We start from the raw sequence: 24,936 nt of genomic DNA on the forward strand, positions 1-24,936 counted from the left end.
CATCTTTAACATAGTGAGTGTAGTAAGCTCTTTAATAACTATCTATTGTTTTATTAATAAGTAAAACAATAAACCTATACAAGAGTGTACCGACTCTTGTATGGGTGATACGTCTACTATATATTATAACACATTTAAACAAGCTATGAAAAGAGATACAAAGACATGTATATTATATGGTATTGGTTGTTTAATAGTTATTATTGCATTAATAATAAACATTAAACGTTTATTTTAGGAGGTGGGTACTGATTAATGAAACTAGATTTATTAAAACAATATAGACTTGAAAGAGGACTAACACAACAACAGTTGTCTACTTATATTAATATGTCATATCGAACTTACTCAAGTAAGGAAAGTGGTAAGAATCCTTTTTATATTGGAGATTTAGAAAAGATATTTGATGTATTGAATTTAAGTGATGAAGAAATATTAAGTTTGTTAGATAGAAAAAATGTATAGTATAACACTCAATAGACTAGGTTGTAACATATCTAGTCTATTTTTATATTTAATTCGTATTTTTATATTGACTAATTTTATTTCGTGTATTATAATAGATTTAAGATAAGAATTAATCTTATCTATACAACTTAATATTAGGGGGTGACGTTATGAGAATAACAAAAGACAAAATAAAAGAGCTTATCGAGTTGGTAGGACAACTTGAAAAGCTCCTTGTCCAAGTATTTAAATCACTTGAACATATTTTGATTGTTTTATGTTCTTGTATCGGTTGGTTATTAATACTTATCTACATAATTAAACATTAATAGCCAATACAATATACCTATATAGATATATTTTTATAGGTATATTGTAACACACCTAATATCAAAAGTAAATGAGGTGATTATATGAGTCAACATATTAAAACTACTATACAAATAGTAAAGATACTAGGTTTATTGTTCTTCTTATATTTTGCACTTAAAGCAATGTATATTGTTTATTTTTAAAATTAATGAGGTGATAATATGAAAATTAATAAGTTAAAAGATTTAAGAACATCTAAGAAAATTACACAGTATGATATGAGCCAAATGTTGGGAATAAAAGAAAGAACTTATCAGAATAAAGAAAATGGTAAAACATCATTTACGATTGAAGAATTTGAAAAGATATATAAATATTTAGATATAAACCCTTTAGAATTACTTGATTAGAATAGAGATATAATAAATTTAAAAGAGCTACTTGACATATAGTAGTTCTTTTTTTGTATAAGTTATCCACAGGAATCCATGTTATAATATTAAAACATAACTAAAATATACAGAAAAGAGGGTTAAGCATGGATACTGGTATAATCAATTTATTAGAAGAATTAAAAACTGATATTAAAGAAATTAAAACCTCACAAAATAAAATAAGTACAGATATTATTGAATTAAAAAGTAATCAAGATAAAATAGTAAATCAAATTGACTTATTGAAACTTGTTCAAAGTACTAGTAATTCAGATGATAGTATTAGTATGAAATCAGTTGAAACGGCTATATTAAAAATGGAAAGTAATACAAATAAATTCAATAATAAGTTATCTATTTTAGAAAGTATAATTATAAATAATTGGAAGGAACTTCTTGAACTTAAAGGTTTTGAATAATAAGCAATTTTTTACTTGCATATTTTTACTCATAATAGTATAATATAATTAAGGTAGTACTTAACACTACCTTATACAATTTAATATTGGGGGTGTCTTAAATGATAACCAAAGACAAAATAAAAGAGCTAATCGAGTTGGTCGCACAACTTGAAAAGCTCGTAGTTCAGATGATTAAATCGGCTGAACAAATAGTTTTTGCTTTAATCTCATTTATAGGCTTGTTATACATATTAATGAACATGATTAATAACTAATAACAAGATACAATATACTTATAAGTAGTATATTATAGGTATATTGTAACACACCCAATATTAAAAGTACAAGAGGTGATATAATGAAACTTAATAAGTTAAAAGAATTAAGAGAACAAAAGGGTTATACTCAACAAACATTAAGTACTAAAATGGGTATGAGCATAAGAGCATATGCTTATAAGGAAAATGGTCATAGAGATTTTTCAGTAGAGGAACTAGAACAAATACTATATTATTTAGATATAAATGCAAATGAATTATTAGAACCACATAGAAAAATGGACTAGTTTATAGCTAGTCTATTTTATTACAACAATATATTGTGCAAGCCATTTAAATCCATTCTAAGCACGTTTCAATACACTCTCCTTGTTTATACATTTAGTTTTTAGAATCGAATATGAAAAATAAGCTAAAATATATAATTCTAATTTATAGTAATTTGTTTATTCTTACAATATTGTCAAATTTGACAAAATACTATTCTTAAAATATTATATAATATATGTAGTAAAAAGGAGTGATAAAATGAAACTTGATAAATTAAAAGAATTAAGAGAAAGCAGAGGATACACACAACAAATGTTAAGCACATACATTAATATGTCGACTTCAACTTATAATGATAAAGAAAAGGGTAAAACATCATTTAAAATTGAAGAACTTGAAAAAATAGCTAAATTGCTTAAATTCAGTAAAGAAGAAATATTTGAATTACTCGACTTAGACTAATCGAGCAAAATAAGAAATAAAAATCCGAAAAATACGTTGACAATATCCGTATAAGAATATATAATTAAAATATCAAAATGAATATAGAATTAAATACGAAAAAAACCATTTTAAAATTCGGATACAATAGTACCTTGAAAACTTAATATGACATAACAGTTATGAGGTACTGCGTTATCAAAAACACATCAAGTATTTAGTAAAATAATTTACGGATTGTTTTATTAAGTACTTGAATATAGTACTTAGAATTATGATATAATAATAATAGGAGTGTGAACGGTATGGATGAAAAAATATTAGAATTGTTACAAGAAATGCAAGGAGAAATAAAAGGAATTAATACTAGACTAGATGGTATCGAAGGCGATATTAAGGACTTAAAAACTGGACAAGTTGAAATGCAAAAAGATATTACAGAAATTAAGACAGATGTAAAAATTAATAGAAATACATTAGACGCAGTTATTAAACATACATCTAAATTAGTAGAAGATACAACAGATATTAAAAAGGACTTAAATAAGGTTGAGATAGTTACATCAAGTAATTGGACAGACATAGCTAAACTTAAATCAATTAAATAGTAGTACATAAAAAGACACTTGAGCTATTGAGTGTCTTTTCTACAAGCTCTTAGTATGGTATTATTAAATAATAATACCATTGGAGGTACGATGAATGTATGAACAGAGAAAAGCAAAAGTATTATTTACTACAAGTGGAGGAACTGCAAGTAAAGGTTCAGTCACAAATAGAATAACAATTCCTACTAATTGGATTAAACAAATGGATATAACTAAATTAGATAGGGAAGTTACACTAACTTTTGATGGGGAAAAAATAATAATAGAAAAAATAACTGAGTAGATGTAAAATCTACTCAAAAAAACACTTGACTCATTCGGACAGAATGCATTATAATAAAAATATCCAAACAGATAAAAAAATTTAACAAATTATTCGGACAGAACAAATGAAAAGGGAATGAATTATGAAAAAATTAATAATATGATGCATTTAGATAATGAAAATAAAATTCAATATAAGTAAATAAAATTCAACTTTTAATAAGTAAAATATATGGAGAGTGTATGAGATGATGAAAAATATAGTATATGATGAAATGTGTAAACTTTTAATAGAGTATGAGGAAAGTATAGAAAATGTGGATATAGAAGATTTTTACGATATGTTAGTTAAAATTCAAGATAACTGGGAGTCAATAATAACTAAACAAGATTAATTAAAATATTAATTTTAATAAGATATTTAAATTATCAAATCTCTATTATTATATGCATATTACTATAGATTAATTAATAATGATAGTAATTTGATAAAACGATTTTAAAAAGTATAAAAATGCAAAGGTATAAATCATTAAGACGTTATTAAAAGAGCTTATACGAGCTTGTACGAGTTCGTAATTATAAACTAGGAGGGTATTGAGATGAAAAATTTAAAAAGTATGATTATAGGAATGTTGTTAGGTTTAATTATTGTAGGAATAGTTGGAGCAAAAGAAGTTAAGGCTGCCGAATTAGATAATTTTTATGTAGAGCCTACAGATAGAGTTGTAGAAGTTTTAGAAGATGAAAGTATAATCTTATACGATACTAAAGAGAAAGTTTATAACTTTTATCCTGCATGTCTAGATGATTGGAACTATAGCTTTAAAAATAAAAAAGAGTTGGACAGAGCAGTTAATACTTACAAAGAATTATCTAGCAATATAAGTCATTCAAGTAAAACATATATGGTTAATAAGTTAAATAACAATGGAAACATCAAGATATTTTTAAGTGATGGAAGTTTAATTGTTTATATAAAACAGGATAATAAATATTACTTTTATCCTTCTTGTATGGGTGATTGGTGTTTAACATTAGATAGTAAAATTGATTTAACTAATTGTATTAATACTTATATAGAATATTATTATTCCTTGTCAACTGGAGGTGGCACAAATGAATAATAATGATAAGTTATCCATATTAAATCAATTGGAATACATAGAAAATGATATTGATGCAAGAAATGAAATGATTGAAAAATTTAAGGACTTATTGGTCAAATATCCAAAGAGTAGAGATATAAGAAGATATATAAAACAACAAACTCAATTCTTAAATGGTATTAGATATATATATGATAGTTTAGATATTTTGAAGAATATGGTAGATAATGGAAATAAATAAGAACATTACTAGACATAACAATGTCTACTGAGTGTAAAAGGGATTCATTTAGTCAACACAAAGTTATTATGCCAATTTTTAATTAAATTGTAATTTAACATAAAAATGTAGTTACTATTTTAAAACTCATAATAACTACATTTAATAATTTAAAAAGGGAGATGGAAAAAGTGAATGAATTAAAAGTTAAAGGAAAACAAAAGTTTATGAATTTAGAAATACCAGTTATAGAAGGTGGTTTTGGTGAAGATAAAAAATGTATGACGGATAAGACTATAGGAGAAATACATAATCAACCTAATTTTAAGATAAGAGAGAGGATAAAAGATAATATAAAAAGATTTAGAGAAGATATAGATATTATAGATTTAAAAGTTATCCGTGACACGGATGACAATTTAGAACTATTACAAACACTTGGATATAGTAAAATGCAAATATCAAAAGCTGATAATATATTTTTATTATCTGAAAGAGGTTACTCAAAGTTAATTAAGATAATGGATACTGATTTGGCTTGGGAGATACATGATAAAATAATGGATGAATACTTTATTATGAAAGAAAAGTTAAATGACCCTTTTGAAAATTTATCTCCAGAGTTAAAAGTTATAATCAAATTAGAGCAAAGACAATCAGAACTTGAAGTGGGACAACATAATCTTGAAGAAAAAGTCAATGTACTATATGATTTTTCTACCATAGATTACAATCAACAAGAAACTATTAGAAGTTTAGTGAATAGAAAGGTAATACAAATATATCAATGTTTAAATTTTTCAGCTTATGAAGATGCTAAATTAAGAAAAAGAGTATACTTTTCACTATGGAAAGATTATAGAAAAAAATTGGGTGTTAATAGCTATAAAAACACTGCTAAAAAGAACTATGACAATGCAATTAAATTCATAGAAAATTGGGAACCTAATTATGATTTAAGCAATGAAATATATATGTTTCAAAAAGTTAAAAATATATAAGAATAATGATTGGAGATTATTATGATATATTATATAAAAGATATACATACTATAAGTCTATATGATGCTTTTAGATGGCATACAATGGGATTGTCATTCATTATTAAAGCTGGTAAATTTAAAGGTTTTACAATGTAACTAAATAATTGAGAAGAGAATTATGATAACATTCTTTTCTCAATTAAATATCATTATTAACAAATAAAGTTCAAAAGATAGTGTAAAAGATAATACTTTTTGTTAATATTATTAATATAAAATAAAGTTAAAAATGGAGATGAATATATTGATTGAAAATAAATTTATAGAAAAATTAAAATATACTAAAAACATACCAAACTCTTTATATAAAGACTTAAGACATAACTTTTTATTTCATTCAAATAAGATAGAAGGAAGTACATTTACAAGTGAAAGTTTACAAGATTTGATTGAGTACAACATTGTAAAAGGTGACCATACTTTAGATGATGTTATAACAACAGTAAATTCAAGTTATGTATTTGAAACTGTAATAGATACTTTAGGAGAATGTTTGACAGAAAAGTATATAAAAGATTTACATCATCAACTTATGTACAACTCAAGTATCCATAATATGGGACTATCTGGTGTATATAAAAAAATACCAAATAGAATAATAGGAACTAATAGTGTATTAGCTCAGCCATTTGAAGTAGAAGCAAAGATATTAGAACTTCTTGAATGGTATAATAATCTAAAAGATATTACATTAAAAGATTTAGCAGAATTTCATTATAAATTTGAAATCATTCATCCTTTTCAAGATGGTAATGGAAGAATAGGAAGATTTCTATTACTTAAACAAATACTTGAGAATAATTTGAAATTAGTTATAGTATCAAGTGATACTGTAGATGATTATAGACAGGCTTTAAAAGGTTGCTATAATGAATATTATAAACCTCTAGAACAATATTTTGAAAGTTTAGATGACTACAAAGAAAGAAATAAAGATTTGTGGAATTTTTAATTGTAGGAGGAATTATATTATGTTACACAAATATACACTAATGTTTAAAGATATTCCCATAGGTGATTTTATTTATGATGAAGATAAAGATAAATTTAGTTTTAAATTGTATGATACAGTAGATAATATAAATTATTTGCCACCACTACTATATGACTACACAGATTTAAGGCTTGATTATCAACCTAATGATAAGAATATAAGAGATTTTATAGGTGATAGAGTCATGCCAGAAGAAAGACATGGGTTAAATAGTATACTAGAAGGTCTTGGATTAGATTTTTATGACCCTTGGGAGATATGTAAAAAATGTCATGGTTGTTCACATGAAGATTATTGGTGGCTAAAAAAAGAAGGTGATAATTTTGATTGGAGAGAATATCATCAAAGAGGTTAATCCATATTTTTAAATTATTATGAATAAGTGTCCAAAAATGCAATTTCCATTCGTTATATATTTAAAGTTGAATATATAAGGAGGTTGTTTTATGAAATTAAAAAACTTAAAAAAATCAATTGCTATTGCTCTAACAGCTATAATGTTGGGTATACCTTTGATGAGAACCACATATGCACTAGACGAAGATAATTATACAAACCAACAAGAAATTCAAGAGGAACAATCTAACAATCCTCAAGAAAGAATAATTTTTGCTATTCCTGCTATAGCAATAGCTCCATCGGTTTTTGCTGCTTTAGGAATAACTGCTGCTACAGGACTTACAATATATGATATATATCGTGTATCAAAAAGTACTGCAAATGAAATTGACAACGCGTGGAAAAAGATACCACAGAAGCTAAAGGATGCAGATGGAACAGTTGGCATTGGGAAGTTTGATAAAAGATTGAAAAATGGAGTTAGAGAAAATTCAAAAACAGGTTGGAAAATAGACCCAGATAGAGATGGTCATAAAGGTAGCAAGTGGAAATTAAAAGATAAAAAAGGTAATAGAATTGGTTCATTAGATTCTGAAGGAAGGGTTGTTGGTAAGTAGTGGATTTAGAAAAAAAAATACATAAGCATTTTAAAAATTTAATTATAAGTAGTGACTGTGCTGAGAACATAGAAGAACATTCATTATGGATAGATACTGAACTTATGTCACCAGATTTATTGGAAAAAAATATTAAATTTATAGATAGATTCCCTAAAAGAATGAATGTAGATTCTCCACATAATGTTTTAGAAATCTTTTTTGATTTATATTCTGACAAATCTAACTATCTTTTAGAAGAATATAAATTTTTAAAAACAACACTATTATTACTTAACTATAGTAACGATATTATTATAAGTACAAATTATATTGATTATAAAAAAGAGTGTGAAAATATTGAAGATATAATAGCAGAAGAAGATATTGAAAATTTAAAAATTATTAAGAATAACCTATTTCAATTTAAAGATATTAAAAATGATTACTTTGCTATTAATTCATTATTGAAATTAGCATTTAGAGAAAAGATATTTATAAATATATTTTTATTAGATTTAGAAATATCTTTTGATATAAATAGTTTGGCTGTAATGATATACATAGAAAATAGTACAGATTTTATAAATACAATAGAAAAAATTTGTTCTATTGAAGGTCTTTATTTAAGAAATAATTAATTTAAAAATATATAATACTAAAAAAATGTCCTAAAATATATGATATATTTTAGGATATTTTTTAGTTATAATTTTAAATATAACCTATATTAATAAGGAGAAAAAAATGCTTAAAATATTATTTATTTCATTAGGGATTTGTATAATTATTAAATTATCTATTTTGATATTTAAAGACTCATTAAAGTTTTTAAATATGTTTGATAATAAAAAGGAGAGTTTTATTGGGTGGATAATTTTATGTATTCTAAGTTTAATTATCTATTGTTTGATAGATATAATATTGTAAAAAAATGATAGAATCCAGAAATATATGTAGATAAAAGATAGAATTAAAAGATGAACATAGTATGACAATCGTAATCTCATATAGTATACTTGATTTAGAGGTGATTAGAATGACTTGGAACGATTTGAAAAATAATGATATAACATATATAGTTGAATATATTAATAATAAGTTAAATGATAATAAGAGTTTGACTAAAGTTGCAATAGAGCTTGTCGTGTCTGAAAGTAGTATAAGAAAATATCTCACTAAAAGAGGTTATAAGCGTATAAATGATGAGTATATATTTATTGGTGACAATGGTATGACAAATGTAGTAAATAATAAATCACAGAGTAACAATGATACTATATTTAATATGACAATAGAAGATGACAACAGTCACAACATAGTAATTGACAATCAATTTAAAAATAATATTATTTCTTTAGCAAAAGACTATGACAAGATACAAGATGTTTTGAATTGGTTTGATAAAAAAGATGATACAAATGTTATAGAAGTTATACAAGATGGAATTAAAATTGATTTACCATCTAAAGACGCTATAAGGACTACTGTTAGATTAAATAAAGACGCTTGGAATTTATTTGATGAGTTTTGTGAAAAATATAGAGAGTTTAATAAGTCTGATTTAATGAGTATGGCATTATTAGAATACATAAAAAAGTATGATAAATAAAAATGACAATAAAATTGTAGTTTTAATGCAAATAACCTTATTATTTTGAGGTTATTTTTTATTTTCCATTTAAAACGGAGAAGGTAAGTGTTATAATATATATAACTAAAAAAAAGGATGTTTAAGCATATGAATTATAATTTAAAAAATGAAAATATATTATCAGAGCTATTACAAAATGAAGATGAAAAAACAAGGATCGGCATACTCAAAGTTTATAAAGTTTTAATATTTTGGTTTGCTAAAGAAGGAAAGCTTATTGAAAAGGAAAATGACTATATTGTTGAGATAGTAGGTAATGATAAAGAAAAAATTGTAAGAGATATGAGTCAGGATAAAACATACAATGCTATAATGGCTATAATTTTCAAGATTAACAAGATATTTAAAACTTTAAACTATGATATTCACTTTTCTAAGCCAAAAGATTTAGTTGCTGAATTTGATTTATCAAAATACCTAACAAAAGATGAAGTCCTTCAAGTATGTAATAAGTTAACTAATGCACAAGATAAGTTTATAATTTACGCAGCTTTTTGTGGACTCATTGGTAAAGATGCTGAAGACATAAGGGGTATAAAAATAAAAGACATAGATTTAGAAAAAAGGTTAATAAAATTAAAGGATACAGAGTTTAAATTGGACAAACTCTTATCTGATTTTACAAAAGAAACATTAGAGCAGAAAGAATACAAACAATATCTAGAGCAAGATAGTAATGCGGCTGAATTTTATCTATTTAATTCTAATTCGGAATATCTGATTAAAACTAAGCCAGATGCCCGATATGGAAATGGATTAAAAGAGATAGGATATTCAACAATTCGTAAAAGATTACTTATAATTACTGCTTATTTAGATAATAAAGTACAGTTGAATTTCACTAATTTAAAAATTTCTGGTATTATGCATCAAATGCAACTAAATGAAAAAAAATATACTAAATCTGGCTATTGGACTAATAAAAGCTTAAAAGAGTTCAAAGAAGACAATGATTTGAACTTTAAGATACAAGAAGTTTTATCTATTTATAAGCAAAAATATGCTAAAAAGGAGTAAGCTATGAGTAAAGATGTGAAAGAGAATAACATAAATCTAAACAAAATAGATTTAATCATACATGCTATTTATGATACAGAGACATTTAAATTATTAACAAAAAAGTTTTTTGAAATCTTTAGGATACGAAATGATTTACCTACTGAAAAAGTAAAGCCTATTTTTGAAGATTTTGTATATTCTACAATTGCTGATAAGATTGATGAATTGGAAACTCCTACTAAAGCTAAAAGATTGCGAAAAAAACATAGTAAAAATGCATGGGACTTAAAAAAAAGATGGATGAGAATGACATTAGAATCTATGAATAAAACAGCAAATAAATTATTGAAAAAGGAATATGGAATTGTTAAGGGTGAATTTATAAAAACTGGTAGGATTATTACTGCTGCCGTGGATAGTCCTGAAGAATTACTTGAAATAAGAAAAGATTTTCTTGAACAATGGTCTTCAAATTTATCTTATAAAATATCTGACTATATTTATCTTGAAGAACTAAGTGATAGTAAAATTAATTCAGCCTTTTCACATGATTTGATTCTATGTGTCACTAAAATCTTACAAGATGAATATGAATTTGATATTAACAAGATAATTATTAAAAGTCCATCACAATTAGCTCCTGGCATATTTATACCTCACACTAGAGGCAGAAAAATAAATCATTTAAATGTGGCAAGAAAAGATGAGAATTTATATCAATCACATCCATATGATGCTATAAATGATTCTGGTACACAGATAGATATGTTTTATGAATTTAATTTAGACCCTAATTCAAGTGATATTAAAAACATTGATGGATTAAAATTAGAACTTACTAATCAAACAACAGAAAAAAAAGCTATTAGTAAATTATTTTTAGACAAACAAGATTTAGATATAATCAGATTCGCTTATTCATATAGTTATTTAAATTCGTATACTTTTTTCTTATCAGATTTATTAAAGTATTTAGGATTGACAGATGCTAAGGCAAATTATCAGAAAGTAAGAGATAAATTAATGAAGTTACCATTTTATACTTTTTATACTGAGACATATGAAAAAGATGGTAGCTTAAAATCTCAAACAAGTTTCAACCTATTTTCAAGAATTCATATAGAAGAAATAAATGGAAGAAATGCTGTTCAAGTTACAAAAGCATTTGTTGAAGAAATTGAAAGAGTCTCAACTGAATTAATGTATAAAAATGAATTAAAAAAATTAAAACTACCACAGTCTATAAACTTAGCTTACTTACTTGAAGGTAGAAGAAGTTTTGAAATTAGTCAGGGAGTAAACATAGTAGATAAAAAATATACATTTGATATAGAACAACTAAAATGGTATGTACATTTAAATAATAAAAATAAACTAAAAGATAATATGAAATATATTGAAGATGGACTTAAAGAAATTATGGAAAATCAATTTATAATAAAAAAATATGATGTAGGATATGGATATTTTGATATTTGGTTCTATGAAGACGTTGAAAAAAGAAAATGTTTAATAAATAATACAGTTTTATCTTTACCATCTTATATAGTAGATTAAAAAATAATGGTCTGTACCCCGTAGTAATTAATCTTATGTATTTCTTATTAATCAAATTTAAAAATTTAAAAACATGAATAATGGTCTGTACTCCGTAGTAATTGTTTTTTGGTATTTTTCAAAAAACATGAATAATGGTCTGTACTCCGTAGTAATTCAAAAAACCACTAAAAAAGCTGTTTTTTGGTATGAGAATAATGTCGAAAAATTTTTTTTATTCTAAAATTCAGCTTTTACATCCCTTGAAATTGCTGCTCTCTAATATGAATAATGGTCTCAGCTCCGTAGTAATTTAGAAGTATTGAAATTACTATTCTCCAATATGAATAATGGTCTGTGCTCCGTAGTAATTCAAATAGACAAAAACTTTTAATTTGGTTAAGATAAGTTTATATAAATGTAAAATTTTTAGATTATTTTTATAATAATATATTTTTAATAATAATCCATAAAAAAATAATGGTCTCTACTCCGTAGTAATTAATCTTATATAAGGAGAGAATTATGAGTATTAAATATAAAGATAAAGAATTTGTGCTTGTAGAAAAAAAGAATGTAAATGAATTAGACAACTCTAATATAAAATATATTGACCTGAAGGACAAGCAGTACTATGTAGTTACACAAGGTAGAAGAAGTAAGAGATTTAATAATGAAGATGTGAGTGAAATAAAAAAAGACTTAAATAATGGTATGAGTTTAAGAAAATGTGCTGAGAAATGGAATTGTAGTACAAGAACCATACAAGATATAAAACAAAATAAGTACTAATGAGGTAGCATTTACATTTTACCTCACTAATATTATAATATTCTTATACTATAAAGGAGTTGATTTCTATGAAATGGTCAGAGGTTAGAAACTTATATCCTAATTCATTTGTAAAATTAGAAATTTTGAAATCGCATATACAAAATGAAAAGGAGTATGTAGATGAAGTAGCTCTTATAAAAGTTATTCCTAACAATAAAGAGGCTTTAAAAGAATTCAACAGATGTAAAGATAAAGAAATTGTATATAACACCAAGAATAAAGAATTTGTAATAGATATCATAAAACATATTGGTATAAGAAGAGGTTTGTAGTATGAAAAATTTCAAATATAAAAATGGACTATTATATACAGATATAGAAATCTTAATTGAAAATAAAAGTATCCTTGTAAAAGATATGATCATTGATACTGGAGCATCTCATACTATAATATCTTCTTCTTATTTAGAGGAATCAGATATTGGATTTAATGATGATGATACAATTGTAAAGGCTTCTGGTTATGGTGGGACTGTTCAATATTCAGTAAGGAAATTAGTTAATAAGGTTGCTTGTGGTGATATAACTCTTGAAAATATAAAATTAGATTTTGGAGAGATTGACCCAGAAGAAAAAGTAAATGGTTTATTAGGATTAGACTTTTTAATAAATGCTAATTTAATTATTGATTTGGTAGATAATTTATTAATACAAAAATAAAACATATTTATATAAGGGGTTATCACAATATGAGTATTAAATATAAAGATAAAGTAGTCTTTATTGTAGATAGTTCGAAAAAAGAGAAGCTAGATAAAGCTGGAATTGAATATGAGACTTTAGAAAATGAAAATTATTATGTAGTCCAGCAAGGTAAGAGAAGCAAAAGATTTAATGATGAGCAGGTAAAAAAAATAAAAAATGATTTAGATAATGGATTGAGTATAAGAAAAGCAGAGCAAAAGTATAACTGCGGCAGAAATACTATCATGAAAATCAAAAAAAACGAGTACTAATGTTACACATTCTTACAACATGTAACCATATGTGTTATAATAATTTTATAGAAATATTACTAAGAAAGGAGGATTATAATATGCAAGAATTAAAACCAGTTGCTAGAATATCAAAATCAAAACTAAAAGATATCTTAGGCGTTTTTAAAACTTCTATAAGAAAAGTAGAAAAAATAGATTATTCTGCTTGTAATTCTTGTACAATAAAAAATAATCCTTCTTTTGATAGTAATAAATTAAATGACTTCTGCTCAAATTGTCCTAAATTAAACACTATATCAGAGTTTTCTTATGTTACAGAAAAAGAAACAGAAATTGGTACAATAGAGATTGTAACTAACGTAAATAAATGTATTACTTTAAGTAAGAGTGCTATAAAGCAATATCTAGCATATCATTTTATAGTATCTAATAAAAACTATGTTAGAAAATCAATATCATTTCAAAATATAGCTGATATATGCAATATCTCTATTATTACAGCTAGACATAATCATAATGTATTATTGCAAGTTGGATTAATTTACTCTACAGAAGTAAAAAGAGGTAAGTTTGATATAGTTATAGATGGAGAATATAAAAATCATCTTAAAAAAGAAGATGGTGGAAAAGGTTACTTGACTATGTCATTAGATACTTTAAATCACCTATTAAGTTTTGAAAATGTAAATGAGTTAAAACTTGAAATTAAAAAGTTAGTTTGGGCTGATGCTAAAGGAAGTAAATTAGGTAAAAGAATACGATTTAAAAAAGATAATCTTATCTCTATACTTCCAGAGTACATAAAGAAATCAAACAAGCGTATAGATACCTTTCTAAGAAGCACTAAAACTTTATTCGATGTAAGTAATGATACAATAGATACAAAACGTTATGAGACGAAAGAAAGCATCTCAGAGAAATATACAGAATCTGTAAAAATAAAAATATTAAAATTCTTTGATGATACAGGATGTTCCTTGAGTTCTAATTATAGTAAAGTATTATCTCAGATAAATTTAGATAGATATAATTTATTTGAAGAAGATTTAAGAAATAAATTAGAAATGGAAAAAGATATTATTATAAATGACTTAGTCGGATTAGCAGTACAATATGGAGTTAATAGAGTACTAGCAGCATTAGATTATATGTTTAATAAATATACAGTTGACGAAGAAGATACAAACTATAATGAGATACGTAATCCAGGAGCATTTATAAGAACATTGATTGTTCAGAACATAAATAAGAATGGAAGTTTAGCAATAGCAATTTAATATATGGAGTAGTTCAAAAAAATTGATTTTGACTACTCCTATTAGTGTTTGTATTCAAATAATAAAATACTTAAATAGAGCTATAAAGAGTGTGAAATCTCTATTAGCTCTATTTTTTTATGCTTATTTTAATGAAATTATATACACAATAGAAAGTTTTTTATACATAATAATAACTTAATTTTCCATTATATAAATATAATTATACAATTTAATAAAAAAGTTATTCAAAAATAATAATAATAAATCAACAATATATTATTACTAAAAATTAATTTTTATTGTGTTTATTACAATTACTTAATTATAAGCCTTTTAATTATTTCCTAATTATTGAATTCAATTTATGATTTTAATTATTGATGTTAATTTTTGTTTTAACTTACTGAATAAGGATAGAAATAATAGTTTAAGTTGTTTTTTATTTATTTTTATTTACAAAGTCTTCTGTAAGTATACTATAATTATCTTGAGGAAAATAATCATATAGAGGGAGAAATTGGGGAATGAATAGATTTGAAATATTAAAATATTTGGAATTTGATGTTTGGCATTCAGAATGGCCATTAGAACTTATCAAAGGGGCTATAACAAAGGATAATGCTACTGGTGATTTATTATTACAACTAAAATTGTGTAATATATCTGATAAGGAGATAAAGTCTGCATATTTTAAAATAGAATGTTTTAATGATGCAGGAGATTTGATAGATGGTAATTTAAAGCATGTTTATCAAGATATAAACATTAAACCTCATGAATGTCTTGGTGATGACATTGCTATAAGAATAAATGATAATAAAACAAGAACAATAAATGTTATATTAGAAAAAGTAGTATTTTTAAATAATGAAGTTCATAAATACGAAAGAGAAGAAGGTTTAATTATAGCTGAATTAGATAAAATAGGATTGTTAAAAATAGAATTATTAGGAGAACTTAAAAAAGATTATGAGGAATATGATTTTGAATATGAAATTAAGTATATGCCTAATATAATAGAAAAAAAAGCATGGAATTGTTGTTGCGGAAAAATAAATAAAATAGAAAAAGATAGATGTGATAATTGTAAGAGAAGTAAAACACTACAAATAAAAAAGATAAATAAAAATTATTTAGAGTCTCTTCACACAAAAAGCTTAAAAAAGAAAAAAGAAATAGAAATCAAGCTTGAGAAAGATAATAAATGTAAAAAACATAAATTAAAGAATATAAATAAAAATAATAAAAAAAAGTCAATGTTACTAATCAGCATATTATTAATTTTTATTATCTTTATTGGTAAAGATATTATTAATAAGCATGTTTTTTTTAATGAAATAAAATATAAAAATGAATATAATAAAAAAATATCTGCAGAAAAAAATAATGTATATATGCTAAAACATAATGGAAAAGTAACACATAGAAAAGTGAATGGTGAAAGCAGTTCTATATCTGGTTGGGAAGATATAATATCTATAGCATCATATGAGGATTCAATAATAGGATTAAAAAAAGATGGTACTGTTGTTTCTAAAGGACTTGAAGATTCAGATTCAGATAATATTAGTAAATGGATAGATATATTAGATATAGAATGTGATAGTGGAACTTTTGTAGGATTAAAAAAAGATGGTACTGTTGTTGCCACTGGAAATAATGAATATGGTCAATGCGATGTGAAAAATTGGTCTGATATAGTAAGTATAGAAATAACAAAATCAACTATTGAGTATATGAAAAATACAACAGTAATAGGAATAAAAAAAGATGGAAAAGTATTACTTACAGGATATGATAGTTCAACTCATAGAAAAGAAACAGATAAATGGAAAGGAATATCAAAAATAAAATGTGGGTCTTATAGTATCTTTGGAATAAAGAATGATGGAACAGTAGTTGTATCAGGTGGTCCTTATGATATTAAAAGTTGGAAGGATATAAAGGATATACATATTGGATTATGTGGGATAGTAGGTATAAAAGAAGATGGAACAATAATAAGTACAGATGAAGAATTTAATGAAATCATTAAAGATTGGAAAGACATTATTTCTGCTGAAATAATAGATAATCATGAAGGAATTTCTATTATAGGGATTAATTCAAATGGAGATATTTTAACATCTAGTAGAGGCCAAAATCTGGATAATATAAAAAATTTAAAAGATGTGGAATATATAAATTTTGATGACCCTATTGATAATTTTTTAGTAGGTATAAGAAAAGATAATGTGATTTTTATAAGAGGAATAAATAATACGATAGATGAAGAATACAATGAAGAAATATAAAAATAGATATTTTAATTTGGGGGTATAAAAAATGAAAAATTACATAGCAAGATGTTTATCAAATATGGGCGTCTTATTAGCAGGTATACAAGTATTATCAGGTATAATAATCATGTGTCAAAAAGTAGAAGTTCCATATGATTACCTATCAGATACTTATGAACAATATAGTTCTACTATGATTGGTATTGGTGCTGGGGTTATAGTAAGTGGAATCGTTATATGTTTAGTTTTAAAAGGATTAGCAGAGCTAGTTGAAAATTCCACAGACCAAACACAATATCAAAAAGAAATATTAATGTTGTTAAAAAATAATAATATAAGTGAAAAAATCAATGAAGTTAAAATTGAACAACAATTTACAAATGAGGAATTACCAAAATTATAAAATATTTAAACTTATATGCTAATACTCAGTACTTTAATCAGTACTGAGTATTTTTTATATAACGATAAATTATATTAATATAAAAATTAGTTCTACAGACACAAAATGATAAAAAAAGTATTTATAATACAACAAATTACAATAATTACCAAAACTCAGATATCAAAAATATATAATATTTATTAAATATATATTTTGAGGAGTGATTATTATGGTAATAATTATTTGTGAAAATGATGATATGCAAAGAGATATCATTCATGACTTTATTAAGATTTTTTTAAAGAAAATAAAAATAAAACAATATGAAGTTTTATTATTTAAAAATGTAGAAGAACTTTTAGAAAAAGATTCTAAAAAAGTAGATTTAGTTTTAATGGATCTAAACTTAGAAGATAAAAATGAATTTGAAATATCAAAAGAAATTAGAAAAAGAAATAAAAATGTTAAGATTATATTTACTACTGAATCTAATGAAGATGTTGTTAAAGAATATGAAATAAATGCATTTAGATACCTAATAAAACCAATATACTACAAAAATTTTGAAAAAATAATGATTGATTTTGCTATTGATTGGAGAAAAAGAGAGGCTGTTATTTATATAAAAAAAAAGAAAAAAATCATAATAATAGAAGAAAGAGATATTTTATTTGCAGAGATTGTTAAAAGAAAATTAAAGGTTATAACAAAAACAGATGAATATATAATAAATGAAAAACTTGATATATTTGAAGAAAAGCTAAAAGAAGGGATTTTTTTTAGATGTCACAAAAGCTATCTTATAAATTTGTTACAAGTTAATAATTTGAACTATAATTTTGTATATTTAACAGAAAATAATATAAAAATTAAGGTAGCTCCTAGAAAAGCAAAAGAATTAAAATTTTATTTATCAAATATATTGAGAGATAGAATTTGGTAAATAATTTGTTTAAAAGAATCGAATGTATGTTCTTGATGATTTATAGAGAAAGAGTTATAATATTATTATGTAGGAAAATAGGAAAAAAATTAATATTTTTGTATTTTTTGTTATCATTTGCGATTTTAGTATTGAACTTTTCTAAAAAAAATCTTATTATTTAATCAAGCAATCTACTTTAATAGAGTAGGTATTTATTAAAAAAATACATATATGAAATATTCATTTCAGATGCAGATAACTTCAATTTTACTAAATGCTGAGGGATTTTAGTTTCTTTAAGAACAAATGTTCCTGAAATGGGAATAGAGTGAGGAGATGATTGGGTAAAAAGTATTAACTTTATAATTATTTTATTTATTATATGGGGGGATTTAATGAAAAAGCAAGTTACAGAAGAAATACTTAAGATGCTCAAAAAAATGGATTTATCTTCTTTACTCATAATTAAAAGTTTTATATCTAAAATAAAATAGCCCTTCTAGGGCTATTTACTTAGTTTATTTATTATTTTTTGTACAACTTCTCTTTCATCATCTGTAAGTTCTGCAAATGTTAAAAAGACTTTTTTCAAGAATTCATCATTACTTGAAAATGTCTTACCCATCATTGCTGCTAATTCAATATCATCTATATTTTTAAATATTTTTCCATTTCCATTTCGTAACCAATCTTCATTTACATTAAAAACCTCACATATTTGGTAAATATGTCTTTCAGTGATATTTCTCTCTCCATTTTCAAGTTTTGATATTGACGCAGATGTTAATTTTAATTTATCACCAAATTCTTTTTGTGATAATCCTAATTCTTTTCTTAATTTTTTTAGATTATATATCATTGTGTTCAATATATCACCTCCATTAATTAAATTATACAATTCGGTATTGACAAAGTCAATATATTCAGTGTATTAGGTAAACAAAGTATAAAATATATTGACATTGTACAGTATAAGATATACAATGTAATTATAACAAAGTAAATATAAAAATATACAAAGTCAAGGAAGAGGCGAGTTATGGTTGATGAAAAACATAAAGAATTAATAAAAATGTTGTCTTTATTTAAAAAATTGAAAAATATAAATCAAAATTTGGTTTATAAATTATCTTTGGAAATTATATCAAATAGAAAAAATATAGAATGTCATAAGTATAATAAGATTAAGTGCCAGAATAAAAAGATTCATTAGTAAATGAAATGAATATATCAAAAATAGGAGAATCATATGATCAGAGAAATATTAAATAAAAAAGGAAGTCTTTTGAACTTATCAAGTGAATATCTCACAGAGCAAGATTATATTAAATTTCAAAAATGGTATATAAAAAAATATAAAAAAGAAAATGCTTATACAGCCTCTATAGATGAGTATTTAAATTATAAATATGATAAAGAGTTATTAAAATATGTATTAGATTTAAAATTTCAAGAAGCGGTAGAAGCCTTGTAAATATTAAAATTTAATAAATTTAAAGGAATGATGAAAAATGGATAATAAAGAAATAGAATTAACACAAGATGATATAAAAAATACTATAGTTGCTTTAAATACTATAAAATATGTTTGTATCAAGTCTAAGCACTGCAAAAACTGTCCAATTGGACATATGGTAAAAATTGATGAATATAATTGCTTACTATCAGAATTAATTGATAATGGAATATTGCCTGTAGATTGGAAAATAAAAAAAGTATCAAGATTATTAGATACAACATTTAGCTAACAATTTCTTTTGAGGAGTATAAATATGAAGAAGAAAATGATAAGAATAAAAAAATGTGAATGTGGTGGAGATATATTTAAATTAAGTACGAAAATAGGATTTATTTATCAATGTAAAAAATGTGGAGAAATGTACAAATAAAAATTTCAAGTAATAAAAAAATAAATAAAATAGATGATATGACGAATAATATACCCAGTAGATTTAAGGAGGAAAAAATGCAAGAAGCATTATTTGTAAAAAACATCTTCAAAAAACTAAAAAGTACATCAAGCAGAAAAGAAAAAATAAATATATTAGAAAAAAATAAAAATAATGGTATGTTTGTAACCTGTTTACAATTTCTTTTAGATGCAGGTATTTTAACTGGGCTATCTAAAAAGAAACTATCTAAAAAAATAGGGAATATTGAGTGTAAAAAAATATATAGCATATATGATATGATTGATTATCTATCTGAAAATAATTCTGGAAGAGATGTTGATATAAAAACAATACAATTATTTTTAGAAAAAAATAAAGAACTTGAAGAATTTATAATTGGTATAGCTACAAAAACAATTAAATTAGGGATTTCTTGTAAAACTGTAAATAAAATTATGCCAGGTTTAATAAAGGAACATTAAAAATGTTAATTAAAAAATAAAGTAGATTTTGCAATGGAAGGGAGAGTGTATATATGAGTATGATAATAGTAGCTAGTGTAGATGAAGAGGAAATGATTTTTAGAACAGAAATTAAAAAACTAGAAGAAGGAAATGAAGTAGTTGCATTTGTGAATGGAACAATGAAAATAGCTATATTTAAGAGGTTTATAGATAAATGTGAAGACTATATAAAAGACATAGCTTTTCAAAAAATTGATTTAAATAGATATAAAGAAATTGTAAAAAAAGAAAATGACAGAGTAAAAAATGAGTTTAAAGATATGTGTATAAAACAATCTGAACTTATGATCAGTAAAGAAATAGATGATTATTTAAGGATATGTAGATTTAATTATAATAAAAATAAATTTACAAAATATGTAGATGACACAGAAATATCAATATATAAAAGTGAAAATAAACATTTACTTCATATTTTTTCATATAAAAACTCAATATCAACTAAGATTGATATAACTAATAAAGGTCTGATTACAATAATAAAAATAATTAATAAATACATATTGAAGGAAAGTGATATAAATTTTTAGATGGTTCAGTATATTGATATATTATAAATTAATTTTTAAGTAAGGAGGATTAAATAATAAAAAAAGTGATTTATTTAGCATTATGTATTATTTTAGCAATTATATTGTTTACAACAGGAAAAGAATCAAGTACATATCAAATTTCAACTCAAAGAATCTTACCAGTATAATATAATTTTTATATAGTCAAATATTTACCACTTATGGAAACAGAATATTATTGATAACATGTATGTAAAAAGGGTATTATTTAAAGGTTGAAAATAAATATTAGAAAGAGAGTGATTTAATGGAAATAATTAAAAGGGATGGGAGCAAGGTACCTTTTGATAATACAAAGATACAGATTGCGATAGAAAAGGCAATGAAAAATGGAAGTGGAATTTACATAGAGGATATCTCAAAATTAATAGCAAATGATGCTGAATTTGAATTTAATAATAAGAAAAATATTCCTACGATTCATCAAATAGAAGATTTTGTATATGATAGACTTATACATTATGGTCAAAAAGATACAGCTAAAGCATATGAAGGTTATAGAGCTGTTCAATCGTTCAAAAAACAGATTAATACAACAGATGAAAGCATATTAGGTTTAATAAGCAAGACGAATGAGGATATTTTAAGAGAAAATTCAAATAAAAATTCAATAATCGCATCAACTCAAAGAGATTTAATTGCTGGAGAGGTTTCTAAAGATATAACTAGAAGAAAATTGATACCACCTCATATAGTTCAAGCTCATGATGAAGGAGTTATACACTGGCATGACATGGATTATACATTACAATCAATATTTAATTGTTGCTTAATAAATATTCAAGATATGTTAGATAATGGAACAGTAATAAATGAAAAATTAGTAGAATCTCCAAAGTCATTTAGTACTGCTTGTACTGTAACTACTCAAATAATGGCTCAAGTTGCTAGTAATCAATATGGTGGGCAGAGTATCACAGTAAAGCATTTAGCACCCTATCTAAGAAAAACATATGATAAATACTATAAGAAATATTTAGATAAATATAAAGACGAAAATTTAGCTAAAGAATTGGCTGATGATAGAAAATTAGATGATTTAAAAGCAGGAGTTCAAACGATTAGATATCAGCTTTCAACTTTGATGACAACGAATGGTCGACTTGGCCGTCTATAGTGGAAACATTATAGATTATGAGGTGGTGAACCTGTAAATACAGGGTGTGGCTTAAATAAGCTGCTATCGGTGAAAACTAAGGTTAAGATAGGTGTTTTATGATAATATATAAAGTTACTAATTTGATAAACAATAAAATATATATAGGTCAAACTATATTAGATTTAAAAACAAGAAAAAGACAACATGAAAATAGTTATAAGTATGGATATAGGTATGCTTTTTCTAATGCTATAAATAAGTATGGAAAAGAAAATTTCAAGTGGGAAATTTTATATGTAGCCTCTAATATTGAAGATTTAAATGAAAGAGAAAGTTATTATATAAAAAAATATAAAAGTCTTACTACTCAAAATGGATATAATTTAAAAGGCGGAGGGAAAAATTCGTTTTTGACTGAAGATGTTAAGATGAAAATATCAAATTCTCAAATGGGCAAATTAAATCATATGTATGGGAAAAAAGGAGTTCTTAATAAAACCTCTAAAAGAGTTAAAAATATTACAACTGGAAATATATATGAAAGTGCTAGTCTTTGTGCATTAAAAGAGAACATTAATTTATCTCACATTTGTGCAGTATGTAGGGGTTCAAGAGGCTCAACGAACAATAATATTTATAGATATCTAGATGCTAAAGGAGAGATTATAGAGCCAAATTCAGTAAGTAGAATTAAAAACATACCTGTAAAAAATATTGATACTGGAGAAATTTTTAATAGTGTTGCAGAAGCAGAGATTTTTTATAAAGGAAAGAAAAGTGGAAATTTAAATAAAGTTTGTAAAGGCCAACGAAAGAAATTTGCAGGATTTAGATGGAAGTATTTATAAAACTATTTTAACTATGTCAATACCGAGCCAAGCTTAGAAAGAAATTTCTTTGAAGGTGTAACGACTAATTCATACAATCCTTTTGGGATTATGAAGAATGTACTATATAAGTGAAATTCTTATATGGGAAGTGCCATCTACCTAAGTTAGTTTAACTAATATGGTAAAGAGATAGTCTGTGGTTATAGAAATATAATTTGGGTGTGCAAGCACCATTTGCAACAATTTATCTTGAAGTAGAAAGTGGAAATGAATACGAAGAAGAGATGGCTCTTATTTGTGAGGAAATGATAAAACAAAGATTAGAAGGAATGAAAAATTACAAAGGACAAGAAATAGGGGAGGCTTTCCCTAAACTAGTTTATCTTCTTGATGAGGATAATTGTTTAGAAGGTGGCAAATATGACTACATCACAAAATTAGCTGCTGAATGCACAACCAAAAGGTTAGTTCCTAAGAGATAATTGGGACTTAATACAGAAATGTATTTCGAATAACCTCGTGAACCTATAAACATAGGGTGTGCAATCAACGTATAGTAGTCATAGTAAATGATGACTAATGATTGTGCTAACAGGGAAAGCTAAGTCTAAAATTAGATATGCTAATCCTGTGGTAAGTTATTGTGTAATATATCTTCTAAAATATAGTTTGGAGGATATTAAAGTGAGAAAAAATAAGACCATGTATAAAGATTTAAAAGAAAAATATCAAGAGTATGGAATTGAAATAATAAGTATAGATGAATATGAATGTACTTATAAATGTTGTGAATGTGGGGCTATAAAAACTAATATATTGAATTCTATAAGAAGACAGCTAAATGAAGGTAAAACATTACATACTGAGGCTTGTTCTAAATATTATAATGATATTATAAGAGAAGAAATAGGGGATAAAAATCTTAGACAGTTTAGAAGTTTTTATAGATATGCAAAAGAAAGATGCTGCAATCCAAACTCAAAAGATTATGAAAGATATAATGGTAAATTTAAATTTAAAGACTATACAGAATATGCTAGATTTTGCTTTGAAGAGTATAAACAATCATATAAAATATATGGAGAAAATAATCTTAGCATAGATAGGATAGATAATTCTAAAGGGTATGAGATAGGGAATGTTAGATTCGTTCCTATGAATATAAATGCTAAAAACAAAGATGACATATATCCAGTTATGGCTGTTAATATATTTGATAAAACAATAATAGAGTGTGACTCTTTAGTACAATTAGCTAACGAATATTTTGAAGGAAAATCAACTTCATTATATCAATCAGTTCAAGAAAATAGACTTTACTTAAATACATGGAAGATATTTTATACAATAAAAACTCAATCGACTATCGAAAGCAGAACATAGAAGAAATATCTATGGGGAGAAGCAAGTAGAGTACAGGTAAATGGGTGGAAATCCCGACTGGAAGTGCGAGG

35 protein-coding genes and 3 pseudogenes are annotated in these 24,936 nt (G+C 24.5%); 37 read left to right on the plus strand and 1 reads right to left on the minus strand.

The window, feature by feature from the left end; all coding sequences use genetic code 11:
• Positions 1-255 precede the first annotated feature (255 nt).
• From ACTG45_RS20935 to ACTG45_RS21070, 28 genes and pseudogenes are all read left to right on the plus strand, one after another.
• Positions 256-465, plus strand: a complete 210-nt coding sequence (locus ACTG45_RS20935) for a helix-turn-helix transcriptional regulator (protein WP_227831842.1) — start codon at positions 256-258, stop codon at positions 463-465.
• 152 nt (positions 466-617) lie between these two features.
• Positions 618-776: a hypothetical protein gene (locus ACTG45_RS20940; protein ID WP_022620715.1), complete on the plus strand. Its 159-nt coding sequence runs from the start codon at positions 618-620 to the stop codon at positions 774-776.
• A gap of 204 nt (positions 777-980) precedes the next feature.
• Complete coding sequence (locus ACTG45_RS20945) at positions 981-1,169, plus strand: helix-turn-helix domain-containing protein (RefSeq protein WP_022620714.1); 189 nt, start codon at positions 981-983, stop codon at positions 1,167-1,169.
• A gap of 128 nt (positions 1,170-1,297) precedes the next feature.
• The gene (locus ACTG45_RS20950; RefSeq protein WP_021383066.1) at positions 1,298-1,612 is read left to right on the plus strand and encodes a hypothetical protein; all 315 of its coding nucleotides are present in this window, start codon (positions 1,298-1,300) and stop codon (positions 1,610-1,612) included.
• Positions 1,613-1,713: 101 nt separating this feature from the next.
• A complete protein-coding gene (locus ACTG45_RS20955; RefSeq protein WP_154106815.1) occupies positions 1,714-1,869 on the plus strand; it encodes a hypothetical protein in 156 nt (51 codons plus the stop codon).
• 83 nt (positions 1,870-1,952) lie between these two features.
• Positions 1,953-2,159, plus strand: coding sequence for a helix-turn-helix domain-containing protein (locus tag ACTG45_RS20960; protein ID WP_021383090.1), 207 nt, complete (start codon positions 1,953-1,955; stop codon positions 2,157-2,159).
• A 241-nt stretch (positions 2,160-2,400) separates the two neighbouring features.
• The gene (locus tag ACTG45_RS20965; RefSeq protein WP_479920338.1) at positions 2,401-2,604 is read left to right on the plus strand and encodes a helix-turn-helix transcriptional regulator; all 204 of its coding nucleotides are present in this window, start codon (positions 2,401-2,403) and stop codon (positions 2,602-2,604) included.
• A gap of 314 nt (positions 2,605-2,918) precedes the next feature.
• A pseudogene (locus ACTG45_RS20970) lies at positions 2,919-3,191 on the plus strand (plasmid stabilization protein); the annotation flags it as partial.
• Positions 3,192-3,285: 94 nt separating this feature from the next.
• On the plus strand, positions 3,286-3,474 hold the full coding sequence (locus ACTG45_RS20975; protein ID WP_167640929.1) for an AbrB/MazE/SpoVT family DNA-binding domain-containing protein: 189 nt from the start codon (positions 3,286-3,288) through the stop codon (positions 3,472-3,474).
• A 229-nt stretch (positions 3,475-3,703) separates the two neighbouring features.
• Entirely contained in the window at positions 3,704-3,850 is a 147-nt protein-coding gene (locus ACTG45_RS20980) for a hypothetical protein (RefSeq protein WP_479920339.1), read from the plus strand.
• Positions 3,851-4,057: 207 nt separating this feature from the next.
• Entirely contained in the window at positions 4,058-4,582 is a 525-nt protein-coding gene (locus tag ACTG45_RS20985) for a hypothetical protein (RefSeq protein WP_479920340.1), read from the plus strand.
• The gene (locus ACTG45_RS20990; RefSeq protein ID WP_479920341.1) at positions 4,575-4,805 is read left to right on the plus strand and encodes a hypothetical protein; all 231 of its coding nucleotides are present in this window, start codon (positions 4,575-4,577) and stop codon (positions 4,803-4,805) included. Before ACTG45_RS20985 ends, ACTG45_RS20990 begins: the two co-directional genes overlap by 8 nt.
• Before the next feature lie 170 nt (positions 4,806-4,975).
• Positions 4,976-5,785 (plus strand): ORF6C domain-containing protein, encoded by an 810-nt coding sequence (locus tag ACTG45_RS20995; RefSeq protein WP_479920342.1) that lies wholly within the window; start codon positions 4,976-4,978, stop codon positions 5,783-5,785.
• 277 nt (positions 5,786-6,062) lie between these two features.
• Entirely contained in the window at positions 6,063-6,779 is a 717-nt protein-coding gene (locus tag ACTG45_RS21000) for a Fic family protein (RefSeq protein WP_479920366.1), read from the plus strand.
• 19 nt (positions 6,780-6,798) lie between these two features.
• Complete coding sequence (locus ACTG45_RS21005) at positions 6,799-7,176, plus strand: hypothetical protein (protein ID WP_479920343.1); 378 nt, start codon at positions 6,799-6,801, stop codon at positions 7,174-7,176.
• A gap of 91 nt (positions 7,177-7,267) precedes the next feature.
• Positions 7,268-7,777 (plus strand): hypothetical protein, encoded by a 510-nt coding sequence (locus ACTG45_RS21010; protein WP_284182611.1) that lies wholly within the window; start codon positions 7,268-7,270, stop codon positions 7,775-7,777.
• Positions 7,777-8,397 (plus strand): hypothetical protein, encoded by a 621-nt coding sequence (locus ACTG45_RS21015; RefSeq protein WP_223153059.1) that lies wholly within the window; start codon positions 7,777-7,779, stop codon positions 8,395-8,397. Before ACTG45_RS21010 ends, ACTG45_RS21015 begins: the two co-directional genes overlap by 1 nt.
• A gap of 350 nt (positions 8,398-8,747) precedes the next feature.
• Positions 8,748-9,368: an integrase gene (locus ACTG45_RS21020; protein WP_479920344.1), complete on the plus strand. Its 621-nt coding sequence runs from the start codon at positions 8,748-8,750 to the stop codon at positions 9,366-9,368.
• A 129-nt stretch (positions 9,369-9,497) separates the two neighbouring features.
• Positions 9,498-10,427 (plus strand): hypothetical protein, encoded by a 930-nt coding sequence (locus ACTG45_RS21025; protein WP_479918877.1) that lies wholly within the window; start codon positions 9,498-9,500, stop codon positions 10,425-10,427.
• Between the two features lie 3 nt (positions 10,428-10,430).
• Positions 10,431-11,966 (plus strand): hypothetical protein, encoded by a 1,536-nt coding sequence (locus tag ACTG45_RS21030; RefSeq protein ID WP_479920345.1) that lies wholly within the window; start codon positions 10,431-10,433, stop codon positions 11,964-11,966.
• Between the two features lie 504 nt (positions 11,967-12,470).
• Positions 12,471-12,737 carry a helix-turn-helix domain containing protein gene (locus ACTG45_RS21035; RefSeq protein ID WP_227825339.1) on the plus strand — a complete coding sequence of 89 codons (267 nt, stop codon included), beginning with the start codon at positions 12,471-12,473 and terminating at the stop codon, positions 12,735-12,737.
• A 68-nt stretch (positions 12,738-12,805) separates the two neighbouring features.
• The gene (locus tag ACTG45_RS21040) at positions 12,806-13,051 is read left to right on the plus strand and encodes a hypothetical protein (RefSeq protein WP_479920346.1); all 246 of its coding nucleotides are present in this window, start codon (positions 12,806-12,808) and stop codon (positions 13,049-13,051) included.
• Position 13,052: 1 nt separating this feature from the next.
• Entirely contained in the window at positions 13,053-13,439 is a 387-nt protein-coding gene (locus tag ACTG45_RS21045; RefSeq protein WP_021383052.1) for a retropepsin-like aspartic protease, read from the plus strand.
• A gap of 29 nt (positions 13,440-13,468) precedes the next feature.
• Positions 13,469-13,735 carry a helix-turn-helix domain containing protein gene (locus ACTG45_RS21050; protein ID WP_479920347.1) on the plus strand — a complete coding sequence of 89 codons (267 nt, stop codon included), beginning with the start codon at positions 13,469-13,471 and terminating at the stop codon, positions 13,733-13,735.
• Between the two features lie 80 nt (positions 13,736-13,815).
• Entirely contained in the window at positions 13,816-14,994 is a 1,179-nt protein-coding gene (locus ACTG45_RS21055; RefSeq protein ID WP_479920348.1) for a hypothetical protein, read from the plus strand.
• 506 nt (positions 14,995-15,500) lie between these two features.
• Positions 15,501-17,270, plus strand: a complete 1,770-nt coding sequence (locus tag ACTG45_RS21060; protein ID WP_479920349.1) for an RCC1 domain-containing protein — start codon at positions 15,501-15,503, stop codon at positions 17,268-17,270.
• Positions 17,271-17,301: 31 nt separating this feature from the next.
• On the plus strand, positions 17,302-17,658 hold the full coding sequence (locus tag ACTG45_RS21065) for a hypothetical protein (RefSeq protein WP_223153063.1): 357 nt from the start codon (positions 17,302-17,304) through the stop codon (positions 17,656-17,658).
• Between the two features lie 211 nt (positions 17,659-17,869).
• Positions 17,870-18,583, plus strand: a complete 714-nt coding sequence (locus ACTG45_RS21070; RefSeq protein WP_021383099.1) for a LytR/AlgR family response regulator transcription factor — start codon at positions 17,870-17,872, stop codon at positions 18,581-18,583.
• Between the two features lie 487 nt (positions 18,584-19,070).
• On the opposite strand, the gene ACTG45_RS21075 is transcribed toward ACTG45_RS21070, so the two are convergent.
• The gene (locus ACTG45_RS21075; RefSeq protein WP_044212557.1) at positions 19,071-19,424 is read right to left on the minus strand and encodes a helix-turn-helix domain-containing protein; all 354 of its coding nucleotides are present in this window, start codon (positions 19,422-19,424) and stop codon (positions 19,071-19,073) included.
• A gap of 180 nt (positions 19,425-19,604) precedes the next feature.
• Between ACTG45_RS21075 and ACTG45_RS21080 the strand changes: the two genes are divergently transcribed.
• From ACTG45_RS21080 to ACTG45_RS21120, 9 genes and pseudogenes are all read left to right on the plus strand, one after another.
• On the plus strand, positions 19,605-19,778 hold the full coding sequence (locus ACTG45_RS21080) for a hypothetical protein (protein ID WP_021383053.1): 174 nt from the start codon (positions 19,605-19,607) through the stop codon (positions 19,776-19,778).
• A 36-nt stretch (positions 19,779-19,814) separates the two neighbouring features.
• On the plus strand, positions 19,815-20,039 hold the full coding sequence (locus ACTG45_RS21085) for a hypothetical protein (RefSeq protein WP_021383150.1): 225 nt from the start codon (positions 19,815-19,817) through the stop codon (positions 20,037-20,039).
• A gap of 37 nt (positions 20,040-20,076) precedes the next feature.
• Positions 20,077-20,313 carry a hypothetical protein gene (locus ACTG45_RS21090; protein WP_223153065.1) on the plus strand — a complete coding sequence of 79 codons (237 nt, stop codon included), beginning with the start codon at positions 20,077-20,079 and terminating at the stop codon, positions 20,311-20,313.
• Positions 20,314-20,531: 218 nt separating this feature from the next.
• Positions 20,532-20,939 (plus strand): hypothetical protein, encoded by a 408-nt coding sequence (locus ACTG45_RS21095; RefSeq protein ID WP_021383054.1) that lies wholly within the window; start codon positions 20,532-20,534, stop codon positions 20,937-20,939.
• Positions 20,940-20,992: 53 nt separating this feature from the next.
• Positions 20,993-21,511 (plus strand): hypothetical protein, encoded by a 519-nt coding sequence (locus ACTG45_RS21100; protein ID WP_021383058.1) that lies wholly within the window; start codon positions 20,993-20,995, stop codon positions 21,509-21,511.
• Between the two features lie 289 nt (positions 21,512-21,800).
• Positions 21,801-22,655, plus strand: a pseudogene (gene nrdD / locus ACTG45_RS21105) (anaerobic ribonucleoside-triphosphate reductase); the annotation flags it as partial.
• Between the two features lie 113 nt (positions 22,656-22,768).
• Entirely contained in the window at positions 22,769-23,500 is a 732-nt protein-coding gene (locus ACTG45_RS21110) for a GIY-YIG nuclease family protein (protein ID WP_479920350.1), read from the plus strand.
• Positions 23,501-23,706: 206 nt separating this feature from the next.
• A pseudogene (gene nrdD / locus ACTG45_RS21115) lies at positions 23,707-23,955 on the plus strand (anaerobic ribonucleoside-triphosphate reductase); the annotation flags it as partial.
• Between the two features lie 211 nt (positions 23,956-24,166).
• Positions 24,167-24,865, plus strand: coding sequence for a hypothetical protein (locus ACTG45_RS21120; RefSeq protein ID WP_021383031.1), 699 nt, complete (start codon positions 24,167-24,169; stop codon positions 24,863-24,865).
• The last annotated feature ends 71 nt before the right edge of the window (positions 24,866-24,936 follow it).

This window comes from Clostridioides sp. LIBA-7602, assembly GCF_056688945.1.

What these genes read in the sequence shown, in the direction of transcription:
- ACTG45_RS21025 (WP_479918877.1), top strand. Translation starts at nt 9,498, where the DNA reads ATGAATTATAATTTAAAAAATGAAAATATATTATCAGAGCTATTACAA.
- ACTG45_RS20950 (WP_021383066.1), top strand. Translation starts at nt 1,298, where the DNA reads ATGGATACTGGTATAATCAATTTATTAGAAGAATTAAAAACTGATATT.
- ACTG45_RS21065 (WP_223153063.1), top strand. Translation starts at nt 17,302, where the DNA reads ATGAAAAATTACATAGCAAGATGTTTATCAAATATGGGCGTCTTATTA.
- ACTG45_RS21080 (WP_021383053.1), top strand. Translation starts at nt 19,605, where the DNA reads ATGGTTGATGAAAAACATAAAGAATTAATAAAAATGTTGTCTTTATTT.
- ACTG45_RS20990 (WP_479920341.1), top strand. Translation starts at nt 4,575, where the DNA reads ATGAATAATAATGATAAGTTATCCATATTAAATCAATTGGAATACATA.
- ACTG45_RS20985 (WP_479920340.1), top strand. Translation starts at nt 4,058, where the DNA reads ATGAAAAATTTAAAAAGTATGATTATAGGAATGTTGTTAGGTTTAATT.
- ACTG45_RS21045 (WP_021383052.1), top strand. Translation starts at nt 13,053, where the DNA reads ATGAAAAATTTCAAATATAAAAATGGACTATTATATACAGATATAGAA.
- ACTG45_RS21005 (WP_479920343.1), top strand. Translation starts at nt 6,799, where the DNA reads ATGTTACACAAATATACACTAATGTTTAAAGATATTCCCATAGGTGAT.
- ACTG45_RS20935 (WP_227831842.1), top strand. Translation starts at nt 256, where the DNA reads ATGAAACTAGATTTATTAAAACAATATAGACTTGAAAGAGGACTAACA.
- ACTG45_RS21000 (WP_479920366.1), top strand. Translation starts at nt 6,063, where the DNA reads ATGAATATATTGATTGAAAATAAATTTATAGAAAAATTAAAATATACT.
- ACTG45_RS21035 (WP_227825339.1), top strand. Translation starts at nt 12,471, where the DNA reads ATGAGTATTAAATATAAAGATAAAGAATTTGTGCTTGTAGAAAAAAAG.
- ACTG45_RS21050 (WP_479920347.1), top strand. Translation starts at nt 13,469, where the DNA reads ATGAGTATTAAATATAAAGATAAAGTAGTCTTTATTGTAGATAGTTCG.
- ACTG45_RS20975 (WP_167640929.1), top strand. Translation starts at nt 3,286, where the DNA reads ATGTATGAACAGAGAAAAGCAAAAGTATTATTTACTACAAGTGGAGGA.
- ACTG45_RS20955 (WP_154106815.1), top strand. Translation starts at nt 1,714, where the DNA reads ATGATAACCAAAGACAAAATAAAAGAGCTAATCGAGTTGGTCGCACAA.
- ACTG45_RS20960 (WP_021383090.1), top strand. Translation starts at nt 1,953, where the DNA reads ATGAAACTTAATAAGTTAAAAGAATTAAGAGAACAAAAGGGTTATACT.
- ACTG45_RS21100 (WP_021383058.1), top strand. Translation starts at nt 20,993, where the DNA reads ATGAGTATGATAATAGTAGCTAGTGTAGATGAAGAGGAAATGATTTTT.
- ACTG45_RS20940 (WP_022620715.1), top strand. Translation starts at nt 618, where the DNA reads ATGAGAATAACAAAAGACAAAATAAAAGAGCTTATCGAGTTGGTAGGA.
- ACTG45_RS21085 (WP_021383150.1), top strand. Translation starts at nt 19,815, where the DNA reads ATGATCAGAGAAATATTAAATAAAAAAGGAAGTCTTTTGAACTTATCA.
- ACTG45_RS21010 (WP_284182611.1), top strand. Translation starts at nt 7,268, where the DNA reads ATGAAATTAAAAAACTTAAAAAAATCAATTGCTATTGCTCTAACAGCT.
- ACTG45_RS21110 (WP_479920350.1), top strand. Translation starts at nt 22,769, where the DNA reads ATGATAATATATAAAGTTACTAATTTGATAAACAATAAAATATATATA.
- ACTG45_RS21030 (WP_479920345.1), top strand. Translation starts at nt 10,431, where the DNA reads ATGAGTAAAGATGTGAAAGAGAATAACATAAATCTAAACAAAATAGAT.
- ACTG45_RS20980 (WP_479920339.1), top strand. Translation starts at nt 3,704, where the DNA reads ATGATGAAAAATATAGTATATGATGAAATGTGTAAACTTTTAATAGAG.
- ACTG45_RS21095 (WP_021383054.1), top strand. Translation starts at nt 20,532, where the DNA reads ATGCAAGAAGCATTATTTGTAAAAAACATCTTCAAAAAACTAAAAAGT.
- ACTG45_RS21040 (WP_479920346.1), top strand. Translation starts at nt 12,806, where the DNA reads ATGAAATGGTCAGAGGTTAGAAACTTATATCCTAATTCATTTGTAAAA.
- ACTG45_RS20945 (WP_022620714.1), top strand. Translation starts at nt 981, where the DNA reads ATGAAAATTAATAAGTTAAAAGATTTAAGAACATCTAAGAAAATTACA.
- ACTG45_RS21020 (WP_479920344.1), top strand. Translation starts at nt 8,748, where the DNA reads ATGACAATCGTAATCTCATATAGTATACTTGATTTAGAGGTGATTAGA.
- ACTG45_RS21070 (WP_021383099.1), top strand. Translation starts at nt 17,870, where the DNA reads ATGGTAATAATTATTTGTGAAAATGATGATATGCAAAGAGATATCATT.
- ACTG45_RS21060 (WP_479920349.1), top strand. Translation starts at nt 15,501, where the DNA reads ATGAATAGATTTGAAATATTAAAATATTTGGAATTTGATGTTTGGCAT.
- ACTG45_RS21090 (WP_223153065.1), top strand. Translation starts at nt 20,077, where the DNA reads ATGGATAATAAAGAAATAGAATTAACACAAGATGATATAAAAAATACT.
- ACTG45_RS21075 (WP_044212557.1), bottom strand. Translation starts at nt 19,424, where the DNA reads ATGATATATAATCTAAAAAAATTAAGAAAAGAATTAGGATTATCACAA.
- ACTG45_RS20965 (WP_479920338.1), top strand. Translation starts at nt 2,401, where the DNA reads ATGAAACTTGATAAATTAAAAGAATTAAGAGAAAGCAGAGGATACACA.
- ACTG45_RS21055 (WP_479920348.1), top strand. Translation starts at nt 13,816, where the DNA reads ATGCAAGAATTAAAACCAGTTGCTAGAATATCAAAATCAAAACTAAAA.